The 18,884-nt window shown below is 57.7% G+C and carries 17 protein-coding genes; 4 read left to right on the forward strand and 13 right to left on the reverse strand.

Annotated features, from left to right (window positions below; genetic code table 11):
* Position 1: 1 nt before the first annotated feature.
* The 4 genes from GJV78_RS01255 to nagB all read right to left on the reverse strand — a co-directional run bounded on the left by GJV78_RS01255 (position 2) and on the right by nagB (position 4,263).
* Positions 2-754, reverse strand: coding sequence for an HAD-IIA family hydrolase (locus tag GJV78_RS01255; RefSeq protein ID WP_155106603.1), 753 nt, complete (start codon positions 752-754; stop codon positions 2-4).
* A gap of 271 nt (positions 755-1,025) precedes the next feature.
* Positions 1,026-2,246, reverse strand: a complete 1,221-nt coding sequence (nagC, locus tag GJV78_RS01260; protein ID WP_155106604.1) for a DNA-binding transcriptional regulator NagC — start codon at positions 2,244-2,246, stop codon at positions 1,026-1,028.
* A gap of 8 nt (positions 2,247-2,254) precedes the next feature.
* Entirely contained in the window at positions 2,255-3,403 is a 1,149-nt protein-coding gene (gene nagA / locus GJV78_RS01265; protein WP_155106605.1) for an N-acetylglucosamine-6-phosphate deacetylase, read from the reverse strand.
* A 59-nt stretch (positions 3,404-3,462) separates the two neighbouring features.
* Positions 3,463-4,263, reverse strand: a complete 801-nt coding sequence (gene nagB, locus GJV78_RS01270; RefSeq protein WP_155106606.1) for a glucosamine-6-phosphate deaminase — start codon at positions 4,261-4,263, stop codon at positions 3,463-3,465.
* Positions 4,264-4,598: 335 nt separating this feature from the next.
* Here nagB and nagE point away from each other — a divergent pair, with 335 nt between their 5' ends.
* Together nagE and glnS are read left to right on the forward strand one after the other, a co-directional pair.
* On the forward strand, positions 4,599-6,548 hold the full coding sequence (nagE, locus tag GJV78_RS01275; protein WP_155106607.1) for a PTS N-acetyl glucosamine transporter subunit IIABC: 1,950 nt from the start codon (positions 4,599-4,601) through the stop codon (positions 6,546-6,548).
* A 172-nt stretch (positions 6,549-6,720) separates the two neighbouring features.
* Positions 6,721-8,388, forward strand: coding sequence for a glutamine--tRNA ligase (gene glnS / locus GJV78_RS01280; protein WP_155106608.1), 1,668 nt, complete (start codon positions 6,721-6,723; stop codon positions 8,386-8,388).
* 207 nt (positions 8,389-8,595) lie between these two features.
* Here the strand turns inward: glnS and fur are convergent, their stop codons facing one another.
* The 5 genes from fur to ybfF form a co-directional block, all read right to left on the reverse strand.
* Complete coding sequence (fur, locus tag GJV78_RS01285; protein ID WP_155106609.1) at positions 8,596-9,042, reverse strand: ferric iron uptake transcriptional regulator; 447 nt, start codon at positions 9,040-9,042, stop codon at positions 8,596-8,598.
* Positions 9,035-9,121: a ryhB-regulated fur leader peptide gene (locus GJV78_RS01290; RefSeq protein WP_155106677.1), complete on the reverse strand. Its 87-nt coding sequence runs from the start codon at positions 9,119-9,121 to the stop codon at positions 9,035-9,037. Before GJV78_RS01290 ends, fur begins: the two co-directional genes overlap by 8 nt.
* A 203-nt stretch (positions 9,122-9,324) precedes the next feature.
* Entirely contained in the window at positions 9,325-9,855 is a 531-nt protein-coding gene (fldA, locus tag GJV78_RS01295) for a flavodoxin FldA (RefSeq protein WP_155106610.1), read from the reverse strand.
* A 149-nt stretch (positions 9,856-10,004) separates the two neighbouring features.
* Positions 10,005-10,298: a LexA regulated protein gene (gene ybfE, locus GJV78_RS01300; RefSeq protein ID WP_155106678.1), complete on the reverse strand. Its 294-nt coding sequence runs from the start codon at positions 10,296-10,298 to the stop codon at positions 10,005-10,007.
* Between the two features lie 151 nt (positions 10,299-10,449).
* On the reverse strand, positions 10,450-11,214 hold the full coding sequence (gene ybfF, locus GJV78_RS01305; RefSeq protein WP_155106611.1) for an esterase: 765 nt from the start codon (positions 11,212-11,214) through the stop codon (positions 10,450-10,452).
* A gap of 183 nt (positions 11,215-11,397) precedes the next feature.
* Here ybfF and seqA point away from each other — a divergent pair, with 183 nt between their 5' ends.
* Both seqA and pgm read left to right on the forward strand, forming a co-directional pair.
* Positions 11,398-11,943 (forward strand): replication initiation negative regulator SeqA, encoded by a 546-nt coding sequence (gene seqA, locus GJV78_RS01310; RefSeq protein WP_155106612.1) that lies wholly within the window; start codon positions 11,398-11,400, stop codon positions 11,941-11,943.
* 24 nt (positions 11,944-11,967) lie between these two features.
* Positions 11,968-13,608, forward strand: a complete 1,641-nt coding sequence (pgm, locus tag GJV78_RS01315; RefSeq protein ID WP_155106613.1) for a phosphoglucomutase (alpha-D-glucose-1,6-bisphosphate-dependent) — start codon at positions 11,968-11,970, stop codon at positions 13,606-13,608.
* Between the two features lie 85 nt (positions 13,609-13,693).
* Here the strand turns inward: pgm and GJV78_RS01320 are convergent, their stop codons facing one another.
* From GJV78_RS01320 to speFL, 4 genes are all read right to left on the reverse strand, one after another.
* Positions 13,694-14,170, reverse strand: coding sequence for a pyridoxamine 5'-phosphate oxidase family protein (locus tag GJV78_RS01320; protein WP_155106614.1), 477 nt, complete (start codon positions 14,168-14,170; stop codon positions 13,694-13,696).
* A gap of 63 nt (positions 14,171-14,233) precedes the next feature.
* Entirely contained in the window at positions 14,234-15,553 is a 1,320-nt protein-coding gene (gene potE, locus GJV78_RS01325) for a putrescine-ornithine antiporter (protein ID WP_155106615.1), read from the reverse strand.
* Complete coding sequence (gene speF, locus GJV78_RS01330) at positions 15,550-17,748, reverse strand: ornithine decarboxylase SpeF (protein ID WP_155106616.1); 2,199 nt, start codon at positions 17,746-17,748, stop codon at positions 15,550-15,552. The genes potE and speF overlap by 4 nt, the downstream gene beginning before the upstream one ends.
* Positions 17,749-18,105: 357 nt before the next feature.
* A complete protein-coding gene (gene speFL, locus GJV78_RS01335; protein ID WP_155106617.1) occupies positions 18,106-18,210 on the reverse strand; it encodes a leader peptide SpeFL in 105 nt (34 codons plus the stop codon).
* Positions 18,211-18,884: the final 674 nt, after the last annotated feature.

Consider the following 18,884-nt stretch of genomic DNA (forward strand, 5'->3'; position numbering starts at 1 on the left):
GCTAAATCACGTCGATTTCGGCAACCGAAGGGTATATCCAGCTGGGGCGGAACGGCATGCTGTCGATATCGTCAATGGTGGAGACGCCGGAGAGCACCAGAATCGTCTCCAGACCCGCCTGGAAACCGGCCAGAATATCGGTGCGCAGATTGTCACCGACGATCACCGTCTCTTCCGAATGCGCCTGCATTTTATTGAGCGCGGCGCGTACGATCCACGGGCTGGGCTTGCCAACGTAAAACGGTCTGCGGCCGGTGATTTTTTCGATGCCTGCGCAGAGCGCGCCGCAGGCGGGGGAGAAGCCGGGGCCGTGGGTATCAGGATTGGTGGCGATAAAGCGTGCGCCGTTGGCAACAAAGTAGGCGGACTTATGCATCATGTCCCAGTTCCAGGAGCGGGTCTCACCGACGATCACGAAGTCGGGATTAACGTCGGTAATGGTAAAGCCAGCGTTATACAGCTCATGAATCAGCGCGCCTTCCCCCACCACGTAGGCTTTTTTCCCCTCCTGGCGACGCAGGAAGTCGGCGGTGGCCATTGCCGAGGTATAAAATACGCTGTCCGGTACGTTGATGCCGGCGGTGGCAAAGCGGTTGGCCAGATCCTGGCCGGTCTGCGAGGGATAATTGGTCAGTAAAACCAGCGGCAGGCCTTTTTCAAGGAGCCCCGTCAGGAACTCCGCCGCGCCGGGGACGGCAACGTTGTCGTGCATCAGTACGCCGTCGATGTCGCAAATTACATTTTTGATGGTCATGAAGGCCCCAGGAAAAGCAACAGTGATCCGCTACTATACCCTAAATCATTCGAGTTGTATGAAGGCGGCAACGCAGTGACAAATTCGTCAGGAACGAATTTGAACAGCCGCAGGCTGCCTCTGGTTACTCGTCTCATTCATGAGGCTCGCCCCGGTCACAGAGTTCGCTATGCTCCCGGAAGGAATGAGGGATAGCCTTGTCCCTCGCCGAAGGCCACCTGCGGTCGGGCGCATTATTCCGGACGCCGCCGCCTTGAAGGAAAGCAGATCGTCAGTTTTCCAGTAAATGCTGCAGCAGAATGCCGTTGAGCATTGCGCGCTTCACCAGCGCAAAGGCACCAATGGCGGAACGGTGGTTCAGCGTCGAGCGCACCACCGGCAGGCTTTTGCGAAACGCTTTCAGCGCCTGAGTGTTGATGCAGCTCTCAATGGCCGGCAGCAGCACCTTATCCGCTTCGGTTATCTCGCCGGCAATTACGATCTTTTGCGGATTGAACAGGTTGATGGCGATGGCGATGGTTTTACCCAGCTGGCGGCCAACGTGCTCGATCACTTCAGAGGCTAGACCGTCGCCTTTGTTCGCCGCCCGACAGATGCTTTTTATGCTGCAGTCGTCCGCTGTCACCCGGCTCTGGTAGCCCTGTTTCAGCAGATTTTGCACCCGCAGCTCAATGGCGGCGTTGGCGGCGATAGTCTCAAGGCAGCCGAAGTTACCGCAGTGACAGCGTTCGCCCAGCGGCTCTACCTGAATATGGCCGATTTCGCCGACGTTGCCGTTGCGGCCAATGAAAATACGCCCGTTAGAGATGATTCCGGCACCGGTTCCCCGGTGCACGCGCACCAGAATGGAGTCTTCGCAGTCCTGGCTTGCGCCGAAGTAGTGCTCCGCCAGGGCCAGGCTACGAATATCGTGGCCGACGAAGCAGGTGACGTTAAAGCGTTTTTCCAGCGCCCCGACCAGACTCCAGTTTTCCACCGGGATATGCGGCATATAGCGGATCACGCCGCTTTCCGGATCGACCAGACCCGGCAGGATCACCGAAATGGCGATCAGCTCGCGCAGCCTGCGCTGGCTGGCTTTAATAAACGCATCGATGGCGTTCAACAGGGCGTGTTCCAGCGTCTCCTGGGTGCGTTCAGGCAGCGGGTAGTGCTCTTCCGCCAGCACTTTGCTGCTCAGATCGAACAGGGTAATGGTGGCGTCGTGGCGGCCCAGCCGGACGCCGATGGCGTGAAAGCCGCGGGTTTCGGTGACGATAGAGATGGCGCGGCGGCCGCCGGTGGAGGCCTGCTGATCCACCTCTTTAATCAGGCCGCGCTCAATAAGCTGGCGCGTGATTTTGGTAACGCTGGCGGGAGCAAGCTGGCTTTGCTCGGCTATCTGAATTCGCGAGATGGGGCCGTGTCGATCGATCAGGCGGTAAACGGCCGCGCCGTTAAGCTGTTTTACGAGATCAACATTGCCGATTTGAGCTTGTCCGCCAGGTGTCATACTTTTTCTTACTCGGTAACGACCTCGTCACCATTAACGATGGTCTTGATAATGTTAAAGTCACGGGTGAATGCGGTCAGGTTAGCCACTTTTCCGGCGGCGATGCTGCCGAGCCGCTGTTCAACGCCAATCGCCCTGGCTGGATAGAGCGCCGCCATACGCAGGGCTTCATCAAGCGCAATGCCGCAGTGTTCCACCAGATTACGCACGCCTTCAATCATGGTTAATGAGGAGCCGCTTAGCGTACCGTTTTCATCCACGCAAAGTCCATTGCGGTAGTATATTGTTTTACCAGCAAAAATGAACTGTTCAATATCGGCACCCGCCGGAGCGGTGGCGTCGGTCACCAGGCACAGCCTGTCGCCTTTCAGGCGTTTCGCGATGCGAACGTTGGCGTAATCAACGTGCAGACCGTCGGCAATGATGCCGCAGTAGATCCCGGCGTCGTCGAGAACCGCTCCGGCCAGGCCCGGTTCGCGTCCGGTGATGTACGGCATGGCGTTATACAGGTGCGTTGCGAAGGTGATGCCCGCGCGGAAACCGGCCCTCGCCTCTTTCAGCGTGGCGTTAGAGTGCCCGGCGGAGACCACGATGCCCGCAGCGGACAGCTGGGCTATTACCCCGGCGGGCACTTTCTCCGGTGCCAGGGTGATGGTGCTGATGGCGTCGGCATTATTGCACAGAAATTCAACCAGCGCAGCGTCAGGCTCCCGCACGAAGTCCGGGTTATGGGTGCCTTTTTTCACCAGATTTAGCCACGGCCCTTCCAGATGAAGCCCCAGCGCCTGGTTAGGATGCTTTGCCAGGTATTGGCGCATCACGCGAACGCCCTGTTTCATCAGATCGTCGCTGGTGGTGATCAGCGTGGGTAAAAAGCTGGTGCAGCCCGATTTTTCGTTGGCGGCCTGCATAATCTCCAGCGTTTCAAGGCAGACCGCCTCTGCGGTATCGTTGAACTGTACGCCGCCGCAGCCGTTGAGCTGTACGTCAATGAAACCGGGGGAGATAACAGCTCCGTCCAGCGGGCGCTGCTCGATGCCGGGCGGCAGATCCGCCTGCGGACAGATGCGGTCAATCAGGCCATTGGCGATAATAATCGCATGGTCATCAAGAATTTCGTGACCGGTGAAGATCCGGCCCTGGGTTAAAGCATACATTCCGACCCCCGATTTCAGCATAGATTGCCCCGCCGCCTGTCGGCAGGACGGGTATAACATTACAGACCTTTAATATTTTCCGCTTCTAACTCGTTAAAATATTTCAGTGTTTTGACTTTCAGCTCCATAGTGGACGGCTCGTCGCATACCACTATCGCCTTCGGATGCAGCTGCAGGCAGCTGATGGTCCACATATGGTTGACGTTGCCTTCCACCGCCGCCTGCAGCGCCTGCGCCTTTTGATGGCCCAGCACCAGAATCATCACCTCTTCGGCGTCAAGCAGCGTGCCCACGCCCACGGTCAGCGCATATTTTGGCACCTGGTCCACATCGCCGCCGAAGAAGCGGGAGTTGGCCACGCGAGTGTCATGGGTCAGCGTTTTAATGCGCGTGCGCGAGGCCAGGGAGGAGGCCGGCTCATTAAAGGCGATATGCCCGTCGTTGCCGACGCCGCCCATAAACAGATGGATTTTACCGTAAGAACGGATTTTTTCTTCATATTGACGGCACTCGGCGTCAACGTCCGGCGCATTGCCGTTGAGCAGGTTAATGTTCTCTGCCGGAATATCGATATGGTTGAAGAAGTTGCGGTGCATAAAGCTGTGATAGCTTTCCGGATGCTCTTCCGGCAGGCCGACATACTCATCCATATTAAAGGTGACGACGTGCTTAAAGCTGACCTGGCCCGCTTTATGCATTGCCACTAACGCCTGATAGGTGGACAGCGGTGTGCCGCCGGTCGGCAGACCCAGCACAAACGGGCGATCCGCCGTGGGGTTAAAAGCGTTAATACGCTTAACGATGTGACGTGCGGCCCATTTGCCAACCTGTTCGGCGGAAGCCAGCGGGATCAGTCTCATTCTTCACCTCAGAATTAAATGTAAACGTTGACGGATTGCGCGACGTGACCCGGATAAGCATAACCTGCTTAAGGCAGCCGGGCGTCAGTGTGTAGTGATTTTTTGAATCATAAAATAAGTTTTCGCGGTTAGCCAGTAAAAACGACTGGCTCTGGCGATATTTGGTGATTAAAATCACAAATAAGACGCTTTTAATTTGCGGTACAAATTAATTTTTAACACACTCTGCGGGTGATGATCTAACAACTCGATGACAAAGTTTTACCATTCATAAATTGTTGCATATAAAAAGTGGCTTAATACCGGCCATATCGGGGTTTCGGAGGGGGAATAAGATGAATATTTTAGGTTTTTTCCAGCGGCTGGGTAGGGCGTTACAGCTCCCTATTGCCGTGCTGCCGGTGGCGGCGCTACTGCTGCGATTCGGTCTGCCGGATCTGCTGAACGTGCCCTTTATCGCCCAGGCGGGCGGGGCAATTTTCGAAAACCTGGCGCTGATTTTCGCCATCGGCGTAGCGTCCAGCTGGTCCAGGGATAGCGCCGGGGCGGCAGCGCTGGCCGGGGCGGTCGGCTACTTCGTGCTGACCAAAGCCATGGTCACCATTAATCCGGAAATTAACATGGGCGTGCTGGCCGGCATTATTACCGGCCTGGTCGGCGGCGCGGTCTATAACCGCTGGTCCGGCATTAAACTGCCCGACTTCCTGAGCTTTTTCGGCGGTAAGCGCTTTGTGCCTATCGCCACCGGCTTTTTCTGCCTGGTGCTGGCGGCGATCTTTGGCTACGTCTGGCCGCCGGTGCAGCATGCCATCCATGCAGGGGGCGAGTGGATCGTCTCCGCGGGTGCGCTGGGTTCGGGTATCTTTGGTTTTATTAACCGTCTGCTGATCCCGACCGGCCTGCACCAGGTGCTGAACACCATCGCCTGGTTCCAGATCGGTGAATACACCAACGCGGCCGGGGCGATTTTCCACGGCGATATCAACCGCTTCTATGCGGGGGACGGCAGCGCGGGAATGTTTATGTCCGGTTTCTTCCCGATCATGATGTTCGGTCTGCCGGGCGCGGCGCTGGCAATGTATCTGGCCGCGCCGAAGGCGCGCCGTCCGATGGTTGGCGGGATGCTGCTGTCGGTGGCGATTACCGCCTTCCTGACCGGCGTTACCGAGCCGCTGGAATTCCTGTTCATGTTCCTGGCTCCGCTGCTGTACCTTCTGCACGCGGTGCTTACCGGCATCAGCCTGTTTATTGCCACCCTGCTGGATATTCACGCGGGCTTCTCTTTCTCTGCGGGTGCCATCGACTACGTGCTGATGTACAACCTGCCGGCGGCCAGCAACAACGTCTGGATACTGCTGGTGATGGGGCTGATCTTCTTCGTTATTTACTTTGTGCTGTTCAGCGCGGTGATTCGCCTGTTTAACCTGAAAACGCCGGGCCGCGAAGATAAAGACGGCAGTGTGGTGCTGGAAGAGGCCAACAGCAATACTGAGGAAGGAATGCTCCAGCTGGCGACCAGCTACATTGCCGCCATCGGCGGGAGTGACAACCTGAAGGCCATCGATGCGTGCATTACCCGCCTGCGCCTGTCGGTAGGCGACTCTGCCCGCGTCAGCGACGCGATGTGTAAACGCCTGGGGGCCTCTGGCGTGGTGAAGCTGAACAAGCAGACCATTCAGGTGATTGTTGGCGCGAAGGCCGAATCGATTAGCGATGCGATGAAGAAAGTGGTGGCGCGCGGTCCGGTTGCCGCAGCGTCGGCTGATGCAGTGTCCGCAGCCGCAGCGCCGGTGGCGAAGCCGAAAGCAGCCTCTGCGGCGGCCACCGTTGTCGAACTGGTTGCCCCGGTGAGCGGCGAAGTTGTGGCGCTGGACCAGGTGCCGGATGAAGCGTTCGCCAGCAAGGCGGTAGGCGACGGTGTGGCGCTGAAGCCGACCGGTAAAACGGTGGTTGCGCCGGCGGCGGGTACCATCGTTAAAATCTTCAACACCAACCATGCGTTCTGCCTCGAAACAGAAAAAGGCGCGGAGATCGTGGTGCATATGGGGATCGACACCGTGGCCCTGAACGGCCAGGGCTTTACGCGGCTGGTAGACGAAGGGGTGGAAGTGACGGCGGGCCAGCCGATCCTGGAGATGGATCTGGAGTACCTGAACGCCCACGCGCGCTCCATGATAAGCCCGGTGGTGTGCAGCAACATCGACGACTTCAGCGGTCTGGCGATCAAGGCGCAGGGGCAGGTGGTTGCCGGTCAGACCCCGCTGTACGAGATTAAGAGTAAATAAGCTTTTTGACGGCAAACAGAGCGGAGCGGCGGGGGAAACCTCGCCGCTTTTTTTCTGTCGGCGTCCCGCATTCTCGCTGCCCGACGTTTTTTGCGTAACTAAAGGTTGTCAGCCCGTCCGGCTTATAAGATCATACGCCGTTATACGTTGTTTACGCTTTGAGGAATCCACGATGAGTGAGGCTGAAGCCCGCCCGACTAACTTTATTCGTCAGATCATCGATGAAGATCTGGCCAACGGCAAGCATACCGCGATCCACACCCGTTTTCCGCCGGAGCCGAACGGCTATCTGCACATCGGCCACGCGAAGTCTATCTGTCTGAACTTTGGCATTGCGCAGGATTATCAGGGGCAGTGCAATCTGCGTTTTGACGACACCAACCCGGCAAAAGAAGATATTGAGTACGTTGAGTCGATCAAAAATGACGTGCAGTGGCTGGGCTTTCACTGGGCCGGCGACGTTCGCTACTCTTCGGATTACTTCGATCGGCTGCACGCCTACGCCATTGAGCTGATTAACAAAGGCCTCGCCTACGTCGATGAGCTGACGCCTGAGCAGATCCGCGAATACCGCGGCACGCTGACCCAGGCGGGCAAAAACAGCCCGTTCCGCGATCGCAGCGTGGAAGAGAACCTGGCGCTGTTCGAAAAGATGCGCAGCGGCGGCTTCGCCGAAGGCAGCGCCTGCCTGCGGGCAAAGATCGACATGGCCTCACCCTTTATCGTCATGCGCGATCCGGTACTCTACCGTATTAAGTTTGCCGAGCATCATCAGACCGGCAATAAGTGGTGCATCTATCCGATGTACGACTTCACCCACTGCATCAGCGACGCGCTGGAGGGGATCACCCACTCCCTGTGCACCCTTGAGTTCCAGGACAACCGTCGCCTGTACGACTGGGTGCTGGATAACATCACCATTCCGGCGCACCCGAGGCAGTATGAGTTTTCGCGCCTGAACCTGGAATATACCGTGATGTCCAAGCGCAAGCTGAACCAGCTGGTCACCGACGGGCACGTGGAGGGCTGGGACGATCCGCGGATGCCGACCATTTCCGGCCTGCGTCGTCGCGGCTACACCGCTTCGGCGATCCGCGAGTTCTGCAGGCGCATCGGGGTGACCAAACAGGATAACACTATCGAGATGGCCTCGCTGGAGTCCTGCATCCGCGAAGATCTGAACGAGAACGCGCCGCGCGCGATGGCGGTAATCGATCCGGTTAAGCTGGTTATCGAGAACTATCCGCAGGGCGAAAGCGAAATGGTCACCATGCCGAACCATCCGAACAAACCGGAAATGGGCAGCCGCGAGGTGCCGTTCAGCGCTGAAATCTGGATCGATCGCGCAGACTTCCGCGAAGAGGCCAACAAGCAGTACAAGCGCCTGGTGCTGGGGAAAGAGGTGCGCCTGCGCAACGCCTACGTGATCAAGGCAGAGCGCGTAGAGAAAGACGCGGCCGGCAATATCGTCACTATTTTCTGCAGCTACGATGCGGATACCCTGAGTAAAGATCCGGCGGACGGCCGCAAGGTGAAGGGGGTGATCCACTGGGTCAGCGCCTCTCACGCGCTGCCGGTTGAGATTCGCCTCTACGACCGCCTGTTCAGCGTGCCGAATCCCGGTGCGGAAGCGGATTTCCTGTCGGTCATCAACCCGGAATCGCTGGTGATTAAGCAGGGCTATGGCGAGCCTTCGCTGAAGAGTGCGGAAGCGGGCAGGGCGTATCAGTTCGAGCGTGAAGGCTACTTCTGTCTCGACGGCCGTTACGCCACGGCGGATAAGCTGGTATTTAACCGCACCGTCGGCCTGCGCGATACCTGGGCGAAAATCGGCCAGTAGGTCACGCAGTACCGGCAGGCCGCTCCGCGCCTGCCGGGGCTTTTTGTCCGTCCTGACGCTGTGCCGGTTGCGAAAAGGGCCGACGGCGGCCGCGGTGGTTCCAAAAGCGCTCATCAGACCGGGAGCGCGGCGGGTGGCCTGGCTGGAGTGACAAACGCCGGGCATAAAAAAGCCAGCCGCAGGGCTGGCAGTTCGCACGGCATAACGCTATTTGGCGTCGTGGACGCGCTCGTCTTCGCGGCAGTTGCCTTCCGCACAGTGGCCGTAAAGATAGAGGCTGTGGTTGGTTAACCGAATGCCGTGCTTTGCCGCGATTTCACGCTGGCGCGCTTCGATAGAGTCGTCGCTGAATTCAATCACCTTGCCGCAGTCGAGGCAGATAAGATGATCGTGATGATGCTGCTGGGTCAGTTCGAAAACGGACTTGCCGCCTTCAAAATTGTGTCGGGTGACGATACCGGCGTCGTCAAACTGGTTCAGAACGCGGTATACGGTTGCCAGGCCAATCTCTTCGCCCATGTCGATCAGACGTTTGTAGAGGTCTTCCGCACTGACGTGATGATTATCCGGTCCCTGAAGCACTTCCAGAATTTTTAAACGAGGAAGCGTTACTTTCAGGCCAGCCTTCTTTAATGCGGTATTGTTGTCAGTCATGCGGGATCTGTCCTGTTACTATACGATTCACTTCAAACGGCGAAGTGACAGAAATTGCACTCGAGATAATGCGTATCATTATAGGGCTGCCGCGTCTAAATGAAAACCGCAAGCCTTGAGCAAATGTTAATAAAAATGTGGTATCGCTAACAACCCGGCGAGCCACCTACTATATCCTGCCTATTGTACAGGTATGAGCAGAAAAGTAACAAATTTGTAGCAATTGTTTTAATAGGACTTGTCTATTGATGCGGCGCAGCCTTAGCGCTGCGCCGCGGAAAATCAGGCGCTGATGATTTCGTCGAGGTGCAGTTCTGCGGAAATCTGTTTTACCCATTTCTCGACACGTTCAGCGGTCAGCTCCGGCTGGCGATCTTCGTCAATGGCCAGGCCGACAAAGTGGTCGTCGTCCGCCAGGCCTTTGGAGGCTTCGAAGTGGTAGCCCGCCGTCGGCCAGTGGCCCACGAGGGTTGCGCCGCGCGGCTCGAGGATGTCGCGAAGGGTGCCCAGCGCGTCGCAGAAGTACTCCGCATAATCTTCCTGATCGCCGCAGCCGAACAGCGCCACCAGCTTGCCGTTGAAGTCCAGCTCTTCCAGCGTCGGGAAGAAGTCGTCCCAGTCGCACTGCGCTTCGCCGTAATACCAGGTCGGAATGCCCAGCAGCAGAATGTCATACCCTTCGAGGTCTTCTTTGCTGCTTTTTGCAATGTCATGCACGTCGGCAACGTCTTTACCAAGCTGCTTCTGAATCATCTTCGCGATATTCTCGGTATTGCCGGTGTCGCTGCCGAAAAAAATGCCGATTATTGCCATGAGTAAATTAACCTCTTGAAACTTATTGAAATGGTGGTGGCGAATTGCCCACGGATAAGGGCAATCATAGCAGAACAGGCAGGTATGCGGAAACAGCAAACGTGCAGGATTGCACTTCGTGACACATTAAAAGGGCTGGGGGCGGAAATTCACTCCAGCCCCTGGCCGCGCAGGGTCGCCAGCTGGTTCATTAGCATCTCTTCGATAAGCTCGCTGCGGCTTATATCACGCGACTCCGCCAGCTCATTCAGCGCGTCGACGGCCCCGGCGTTGAGCTTCAGCTCGACGCGCTTAAGCCCACGAACCTTGTCGCGCTTCAGCTGGTTGCGCTTGTTGATGCGCAGCTGCTCGTCACGCGAAAGCGGATTGGTTTTGGGTCGTCCCGGGCGACGTTCGTGCGCGAACAGATCTAATGTCGTACGGTCCGTTTGTTCTTTGGCCATGATTTTGGGTGACTTCGGGGAAACGGTCAGCCGGGCGTCCGCCCGGATGGATAGCGCGCCATCATACATCAGCGCATCAGGGACGCCAACGTTCCCGCGCGTAATCACGTGCGGACGGCGGGTTTTTAAGCAGTTGGCCCGGGGGAACGGCCTACCCGGCCAGATAGCGACGAATGGCGCGCAGCACCGCTTCGGGCTTTTCGGCGTGAACCCAGTGCCCGGCACCGGCGACCACGTGGGCGCGCGCCTGGGGAAACTGAGCCAGCAGCGCGCTGCGGTGCGCCTCCGTCAGGTAAGGGGAGTTGCCGCCGGGAATGAACAGCGCCGGACGATCCCAGGCCGGAATGGTCTCCCAGCCGACGATGTGCGGATACTGCTGCCACAGCACCGGTACGTTAAAGCGCCACTGGCCGTCGACGAAGGATTTCAGCAGGAACTGAATCACCCCTTCCTCCTGCAGATGCTGGCGCATTATCGCCGCCGCCTGCTGGCGCGTGGGGACCAGGGATTCGCTGACCGCGTTAACGGCGGCAAAGATTTCATCGTGGCGACGCAGCTGATAGTCAACCGGTGCGATGTCGATAGCTACCAGCCGGTCGATACGCTCCGGGGCCAGGGCGGTCAGCGCCATCACCGCCTTACCGCCCATTGAGTGGCCGATAAAGGTCGCTTTTTCGATCCCCTGAGCGTCGAGGGTATCGCGCAGATCCGCAGCCATTGCCGGGTAATTCATTTGCGGATCGCGAGGGGAGAGGCCGTGGTTGCGCATGTCAACCTGGATCACGTCGCGATCGCTCACCAGATCGCGCGCCAGCACGCCGAGGTTGTCCAGGCTACCGAACAGGCCGTGAACCAGTACGACAGGAGAATTATTGTGCGGGGTTTGCGCAGATTGCGCCCGGATGTTCAATTTCATGGCAAAGTTCTTTTTTTCGCTCAGTCGGGTTAGGGTATTATGTTGACCATTCTGCCAGAGGGCTGCAACAACGACGGTTTACGTCGGGTTTGTCGATCGGCCCGACGCCACGCTATCCGCCGTTGGGATTTGCTCCTATAATCCTGACTAATAATTTCAGCTAAGACACCGCACTGGATTACGATGAAAACGATTGAAGTTGATGATGAACTCTATAGCTATATCGCCAGCCATACCAGGCATATCGGTGAGAGCGCATCCGACATTTTACGGCGCATGTTAAAATTTTCCGCCGTATCACAGCCCGCCGCAGCGACGGTAAAAACGGCCCGTGCCGCGCAGCCTGTCACCCCCGCAGAGGCACCGGCAACCTCCATCAAAGACAGAGTACGCGCCGTGCGCGAGCTGCTGCTCTCCGACGAATACGCGGAGCAGAAGCGGGCGGTTAACCGCTTTATGCTGGTGTTGTCTACACTGTGGTCACTGGATCGGCAGGGTTTTGCCGACGCGACGGAGTCCCTGCACGGGCGTACGCGCGTCTACTTCGCCGCCGACGAGCAAACGCTGCTGAAAAACGGCAGCCAGACCAAGCCAAAGCGCGTGCCGGGCACGCCGTACTGGGTGATTACCAACACCAACACCGGCCGTAAATGCAGCATGATCGAGCACATCATGCAGTCAATGCAATTCCCGGCGGAATTGATTGAAAAGGTTTGCGGAACAATTTAATCCTTGCATTAAAAGGACCAGGCAATGGCAATCCACGATCGTGCAGGTCAACCTGCGCAACAAAGCGATTTGATTAACGTCGCCCGGCTGACGGCGCAGTACTATGCGCTGAAGCCCGAAGCCGGAAACGCAGAGCACGCGGTGAAGTTCGGCACCTCCGGCCACCGCGGCAGCGCAGGCCGCCACAGTTTCAACGAGCCGCACATTCTGGCTATCGCCCAGGCCATCGCCGAAGAGCGCGCGAAGAACGGTGTGTCCGGCCCCTGCTACGTGGGCAAAGATACCCACGCGCTGTCCGAACCGGCGTTTATCTCCGTGCTGGAAGTGCTGGCGGCCAACGGCGTTGACGTTATTATTCAGGAAAAGAATGGATTTACGCCGACCCCCGCCGTATCGAACGCCATCCTGGTCCATAACCAAAAAGGCGGCCCCCGGGCGGACGGCATTGTTATTACGCCATCCCATAACCCGCCGGAAGACGGCGGCATCAAGTACAACCCGCCGAACGGCGGCCCGGCGGATACCAACGTCACCAAAGTTGTTGAAAACCGCGCCAACGAACTGCTGGCCGCCGGCCTGGAAGGGGTGAAGCGTCTCTCCCTGGACGCGGCGATGGCCTCCGGTCACGTTAAAGAGCAGGATCTGGTGCAGCCGTTCATTGAAGGGCTGGCGGACATTGTCGATATGGCCGCCATCCAGAAAGCGGGGCTGACCCTGGGCGTCGATCCGCTGGGCGGCTCCGGTATCGAATACTGGAAGCGCATTGCGGAGCATTACAGGCTCAACCTGACCCTCGTTAACGATCAGGTGGATCAGACCTTCCGCTTTATGCATCTGGATAAAGACGGCGCGATCCGCATGGACTGCTCCTCCGAGTGCGCGATGGCGGGTCTGCTGCAGCTGCGCGATAAGTTCGATCTGGCCTTTGCCAACGACCCGGACTATGACCGTCACGGCATCGTCACCCCGGCCGGATTAATGAACCCGAACCACTATCTGGCAGTGGCCATCAACTACCTGTTCCGGCATCGTCCGCAGTGGGGCAAGGATGTTGCCGTGGGTAAAACCCTGGTCTCTTCGGCGATGATCGACCGCGTGGTGAACGACCTGGACCGCAGGCTGGTGGAAGTGCCGGTGGGCTTTAAGTGGTTCGTTGACGGCCTGTTCGACGGCAGCTTCGGCTTTGGCGGCGAAGAGAGCGCCGGGGCGTCGTTCCTGCGCTTCGACGGTACGCCGTGGTCTACCGACAAAGACGGCATTATTATGTGCCTGCTGGCGGCAGAAATTACCGCCGTCACCGGGAAAAACCCGCAGCAGCACTACGATGAGCTGGCGGCACGCTTCGGTGCGCCGAGCTACAACCGCCTGCAGGCTCCCGCCACTTCGGCCCAGAAAGCGGCGCTGTCTAAGCTGTCGCCGGACATGGTCAGCGCCAGCACCCTGGCGGGTGACCCGATCGTCGCGCGCCTGACCGCCGCGCCGGGCAACGGTGCCGCCATCGGCGGCCTGAAGGTGATGACCGACAACGGCTGGTTCGCCGCGCGCCCGTCGGGCACCGAAGATGCCTATAAGATCTACTGCGAAAGCTTCCTCGGCGAAGCGCACCGCCTGCAGATCGAAAAAGAGGCGGTGGAGATCGTCAGCGACGTGCTGAAAAACGCCTGAACAGGGTGAATGTAAAAAGGAGCCGAAAGGCTCCTTTTTTGTCCGCTGCGGAAAACCGCCGGCTGCGGCTCGCTGCGCGGCCGCTTTACCCGGCGGCGTGGCGACGGCAGGTTAGCGTTTCGCAGTTGACGCGGACCACGCAGACCGCCTTCATCATATCGTCGCGGTAACTGAACGTTTTATCCGGCACCGCCTGGCGCATAATCCTGTCCATACCGGCCGCTATTTCATGGCGATCCTGCACTATCGTCGCCCGTCCGCCGGCGATAATGCTGGCGTAGGCGCAGCTATAGTCGCAGGCGTCCGCGGCCGGAAGCAGTCGGTAGCCGCCGTCTATCTCCACGCTGACCGCCGGGTTCCTGCGCAGCAGTCGCATCTTTTTACCGCTGCGCGCGCCGTGGAACCAGATCGTCCAGCGGCCATCCTGGTAGTCGTAGCCGAAGTTGACCGGCACGATATAGGGCCATGGATCGTCGTTAAGCGCTATCCGGCAAATCTGCTGGTTTTTGATAATGGCGAGAATGTCGTCAGGTGAGGTGACCATTCGTTCTGGATGACTCATTGCGTTATCTTCGTATCAGGAGGGAAAACGGACTGCAGGGGCCTGCAGTCCGTGGAGGGAGAATTAACTGTGCTTATTCTTCAGCTCAAAGCGCGGTGACACCAGGCCATACAGCGTCCAGCCGAGGAAGGTCACGATGGAGCCGTACAGCATCGCCTCTTCACCGGAGGAGTACAGGGCGTAGAAGCTGTAGATGGCACCGATAAAGGCCACGATATTTGCCGCTTTGGCTTTGGATGACGGCACATTCGCCATTTTCTGAATAATGACCAGCGCGGCCATCGACAGAATGTAGGGAATGATGTTGGTCACCACCGCCAGGTTGACCAGCACGTTAAACTGGCTGTTCAGCGACGGGCTGATGGTCATCAGCGACAGGAGCGTCTGGATGATCACAATCGTCAGCATCCCCTGCACCGGCGCGTCCACTTTGCTGACGCGGGAGAAAATCTTCGGAAAATAGCCTTCGTCAGCCGAAGATTTAAACACCTGGGCAATAGTGAACTGCCAGCCCAGCAGCGAACCGCAGCAGGACATCACCATCAGCGCCATGATCACTTTACCGACGGCCGGGGTGAACATGTGGGCGAAGGCCAGGCCGAACGGTGCCGTGGAGTTCGCCAGATCCATGTTCGGCACGATCCCGGCGATAACGTTGGTGGAGATGATATAGATCACCGCCGCCCCCAGCGTACCGCCCAGTACGGCGATCGGTACGTTGCGTTCCGGATTTTCCACCACTTCCGCATTGGCGCAGGCAGATTCCATACCGAGGAAGGCCCACAGCGTCATGGCGATGGAGGAGCCGACCGCGCTAAAGAACGGCACGTGATGCGGGTTCCAGGAGGCGGCGTACAGGGACGGGCTGAACCAGAACCAGCCGATGATGCACAGGCCCACCACCGGGATAATCACCCCCCAGACGGTGACGCTGCTGAGCTGGCCGGTGATCCGCGCGCCGCCGAAGTTGGCGACGGTGCAGATCCACAGCACGCAGATGGTGGCTATACCAATCTGTACCGGCGACAGGGCCGCGCCGAACAGCTCGGTGCCGTAGCCGACCGCAGAGATGGCGATGGCGATGTTAGCGATCAGCAGCGACACGCCGTAGGTATAGTTGGCCATAAAGTTGCCGGATTTGCCGAAGGCATATTCGGCGTAGCCGCCCATGCCGCCGGGTTTACGGCTGAACATGCCGCATTTGGCGAATGCCCAGGCCAGCGCCATCGAGCCGACGGCGGTCACCAGCCAGGAGATAATCGAGATGGTCCCGACCTCCGCCAGCTTGGTGGGCAACATGATGATGCCGGAGCCCATCATGTTAACCATCGTCAGGATGGTGAGCTGAACAACGCCCATCTTATTGGCTTTGGCTTTGCTCATAAGTTTTCCCCTTTTAATAAGGCGCGCTCTTCTTTGTGCTGCTTAATCACGTAGCACCAGACCTCTTTGCGACCGTCCCGCTCTTCGATGTAGACCCCCTGCAGTTCAGGCGCAAAGCCCGGCAGCAGGTTGATCCCCTCCTCCAGCGCGCTGAAGTAGCGCAGAACCGCACCGCCCCAGACTTCGCCCGGAACCACGCACAGCACTCCCGGAGGATACGGCAGGGCACCTTCCGCCGCGATACGGCCTTCGGCATCCGGCAGACGCACCAGATCGACTTCTCCACGCAGGTAGGCGTAGTTGGCCTCCTGCGGGTTCATGCTAACGCGCGGGAAGTGGGCTTTACGGAACATCTCTTTCTGCAGCTGCTTAACGTTATGACGGGCGTACAGATCGTGCATCTCCTGGCACAGCTGGCGCAGGGTGTAGCCGGCATAGCGCGCTTCGTGCTGTTTGTAGATTGAGGGCAGAACCTCGGCCAGCGGCGCATCGGACTCCAGCAGTTTTTCAAAGCGTACCAGCAGCGCTACCAGCTGCTGCAGCTTGGCCATATCTTCCGCCGGGGTCAGCAGGAACAGGATCGAGTTCAGGTCGCATTTCTCCGGCACCACGCCGTTTTCGCGCAGGAAGTTGGCGAGGATGGTGGCCGGAACGCCAAAGGCTTCATATTCGCCGCTGCCCGCGTTGATGCCGGGGGTGGTCAGCAGCAGTTTGCACGGATCGACGAAATACTGATGCTCGGCGTAGCCGTCAAAGGCGTGCCAGCGTTCGCCCGGAACGAAGTGGAAGAAGCGCAGGTTGTTGGCGATCTCCTCTGTCGGGTAAGACTGCCACGGTTTGCCGTCCACGGTTGCCGGGACGAACGGCCGGATGTGGCGGCAGTTATCGAGGATCAGCTTACGCGCGTCGATACCGTTGGCCACGCACGCCATCCACATGTTGCGGCCGCTGACGCCTTCATGCATTTTGGCGTTCACGTCGAGGGCGGCGAACAGCGGGTAGAACGGGCTGGTGGAGGCGTGCATCATAAAGGCGTTGTTCATGCGCTTATGCGGCACATAGCGGGACTGGCCTTTAATATGGCTGTCCTTTTTGTGGATCTGCGAGGTTTGGGAGAAACCGGCCTGCTGTTTGTGCACCGACTGGGTCACCAGAATGCCCGGATCGTTTTCGTTCAGCTCCAGCAGCAGCGGCGAGCAGTCGGCCATCATCGGGATAAACTGTTCGTAGCCGACCCACGCGGAGTCAAACAGGATGTAGTCGCACAGGTGACCGATTTTATCCACCACCTGACGGGCGTTATAGATGGTGCCGTCGTAGGTGCCTAACTGAATAACCGCCAGCCGGAACGGACGCGCGTCCTTAGCGCGCTGGGGGGCTGCTTCGGCGATCAGTTCGCGCAGATAGCTCTCTTCAAAGCAGTGGGCGTCGATACCGCCGATAAAGCCGTAGGGGTTGCGGGCGGTTTCCAGATAGATTGGCGTAGCGCCAGCCTGTAACAGCGCGCCGTGGTGGTTCGATTTATGGTTGTTGCGGTCAAACAGCACCAGGTCGCCGGGGGTGAGCAGGGCGTTGAGCACCACTTTGTTAGAGGAGGAGGTACCGTTCAGCACGAAGTAGGTTTTGTCGGCGTTAAACACTTTCGCCGCGTGCTGTTGAGCGTTGCACGGCGCGCCTTCGTGGATCAGCAGGTCGCCCATCGCCACGTCGGCGTTGCACAGGTCGGAGCGGAACAGCGTTTCGCCAAAATATTCCACGAACTGGTTGCCCGCAGGATGACGGCGGAAGAATTCACCGCCCTGGTGCCCGGGGCAGTCAAAGGCGCTGTTGCCCTGTTTCACATAGTCGACCAGCGCGCTGAAGAACGGCGGGCGCAGCTGAGTTTCGTAATGGCTGGCGGCAGTCTCCAGCTGGCGGCCGTAGAACCCGGTGCGGGCTTCATTATGCTCAAACACACCGGAAATGCGCGGCAGCCAGGCGGCGGGGACGCGCTCTGCGCTTTCCGTGGCGATAAATACCGGAATACCGTAGCCGGTTGCGTTAATTTCGTCGAGTTTGCCTTTTTCAATATCTTCAACGGATAACACCGCAGCGGCAACGTCAATGAAATTGGTTTCATCAATATTAACGATGCTGCGCTGGCTGGAAAAACAATCCGGGCAGGAACGACTTACGGCAATTTTTAATTCAGACATATTCAACTCTTTATTTTCACAAATAGCAGGTCAACAATTTCCCGAATGGAAATTGATAGCGCCGGAAAAAAGCAAAGTAATGCCGCTGATAAATAAATCAGTAAATTACTTTTTCTGGATGCAATAAACCCACGCCCGTCCGGTCACGGGGATCGCCGATATTATTCAGGTTGCCTGTGACCAGCTGTCTCTGTTTCCCTGGCCGCAGATAAAACAATGGGCTGGGATTCAGGCTATAGCAGGCTTTCTGCAGCATGAATGTATCAGGATTTATAGGGTTTTTGCGCTTGAGCACCGTGCTACAGGCAGGCTGCGATACAGAGAGGCCTGTGTACTGGAGTGCCCTGAGTTGAAGGTTTAGCGGGCGTTGAAGAAGTGAAAGTCGAAGCTGTTGCGGTGAGAGAACATCATGATATGGGTTGTCCGCCGAATATGGGGCATGGTACGGCTGTTATTTTCCATTGTGGTCACCTTTACTGTAGAAGTTAAGGGGGAGTTCTTTTACCCGGAAAAGTATCACACCTCCTGGAGAAGGTCAATAAAAGTCGCGCATCGGCAAAATGATTTATTATTGTGCAGAGAACTCGCGATATAACATGTTGTATTGTTTCCCCGCTGTTAAAAGAGTGTGCTTTTAATATCGGCGAAATTTAACCTGGGATCCATGCATTAATAGTTGATGATTCCGGATAATATAAAAATATCTCTCCGCCACATTGCAGCCTACAGGTATCCTGACTCTATGATGTCCCGGCTTCTCCATAAGCCTGCCGCCAGCGGGCAAAACGCAAATTGGCGTCCGGGGAGCATCGCCAGCATATCGGCGTCGCCCAGGTACGCTCCGCTGGCCGCCGTCAGGAGAATGGCAGGCGGTCGGGATCTGCACGACGCCGGATAGTGGCCCGGCCTTCATGTTAGTTTTGTTGTGATGGGGTAAAGCGCAGGTTGTTCTCTGGCCTGTTTTCCCGGACGACCGCGGCAGGATGGCGGAAGCTATAAAGAAGTTGCCTTTTGTTTAACTAATAGTTAGTAATAAATTAACTTTTTTGTAACTTAATTACGTGATGAATGTAAATTTGGCTCCGATAACTATAAATAAGTGGTCGGATGAGTAGTAAAATTACGAACAAAGCGCT

This window comes from Intestinirhabdus alba, assembly GCF_009711095.1.
Lineage (GTDB): Bacteria > Pseudomonadota > Gammaproteobacteria > Enterobacterales > Enterobacteriaceae > Intestinirhabdus > Intestinirhabdus alba.

Bases quoted from the DNA above. Each gene is read 5' to 3' on its own strand.
- GJV78_RS01255 (WP_155106603.1), bottom strand. From the start codon at position 754: ATGACCATCAAAAATGTAATTTGCGACATCGACGGCGTACTGATGCAC.
- nagC (WP_155106604.1), bottom strand. From the start codon at position 2,246: ATGACACCTGGCGGACAAGCTCAAATCGGCAATGTTGATCTCGTAAAA.
- nagA (WP_155106605.1), bottom strand. From the start codon at position 3,403: ATGTATGCTTTAACCCAGGGCCGGATCTTCACCGGTCACGAAATTCTT.
- nagB (WP_155106606.1), bottom strand. From the start codon at position 4,263: ATGAGACTGATCCCGCTGGCTTCCGCCGAACAGGTTGGCAAATGGGCC.
- nagE (WP_155106607.1), top strand. From the start codon at position 4,599: ATGAATATTTTAGGTTTTTTCCAGCGGCTGGGTAGGGCGTTACAGCTC.
- glnS (WP_155106608.1), top strand. From the start codon at position 6,721: ATGAGTGAGGCTGAAGCCCGCCCGACTAACTTTATTCGTCAGATCATC.
- fur (WP_155106609.1), bottom strand. From the start codon at position 9,042: ATGACTGACAACAATACCGCATTAAAGAAGGCTGGCCTGAAAGTAACG.
- GJV78_RS01290 (WP_155106677.1), bottom strand. From the start codon at position 9,121: ATGATACGCATTATCTCGAGTGCAATTTCTGTCACTTCGCCGTTTGAA.
- fldA (WP_155106610.1), bottom strand. From the start codon at position 9,855: ATGGCAATAATCGGCATTTTTTTCGGCAGCGACACCGGCAATACCGAG.
- ybfE (WP_155106678.1), bottom strand. From the start codon at position 10,298: ATGGCCAAAGAACAAACGGACCGTACGACATTAGATCTGTTCGCGCAC.
- ybfF (WP_155106611.1), bottom strand. From the start codon at position 11,214: ATGAAATTGAACATCCGGGCGCAATCTGCGCAAACCCCGCACAATAAT.
- seqA (WP_155106612.1), top strand. From the start codon at position 11,398: ATGAAAACGATTGAAGTTGATGATGAACTCTATAGCTATATCGCCAGC.
- pgm (WP_155106613.1), top strand. From the start codon at position 11,968: ATGGCAATCCACGATCGTGCAGGTCAACCTGCGCAACAAAGCGATTTG.
- GJV78_RS01320 (WP_155106614.1), bottom strand. From the start codon at position 14,170: ATGAGTCATCCAGAACGAATGGTCACCTCACCTGACGACATTCTCGCC.
- potE (WP_155106615.1), bottom strand. From the start codon at position 15,553: ATGAGCAAAGCCAAAGCCAATAAGATGGGCGTTGTTCAGCTCACCATC.
- speF (WP_155106616.1), bottom strand. From the start codon at position 17,748: ATGTCTGAATTAAAAATTGCCGTAAGTCGTTCCTGCCCGGATTGTTTT.
- speFL (WP_155106617.1), bottom strand. From the start codon at position 18,210: ATGGAAAATAACAGCCGTACCATGCCCCATATTCGGCGGACAACCCAT.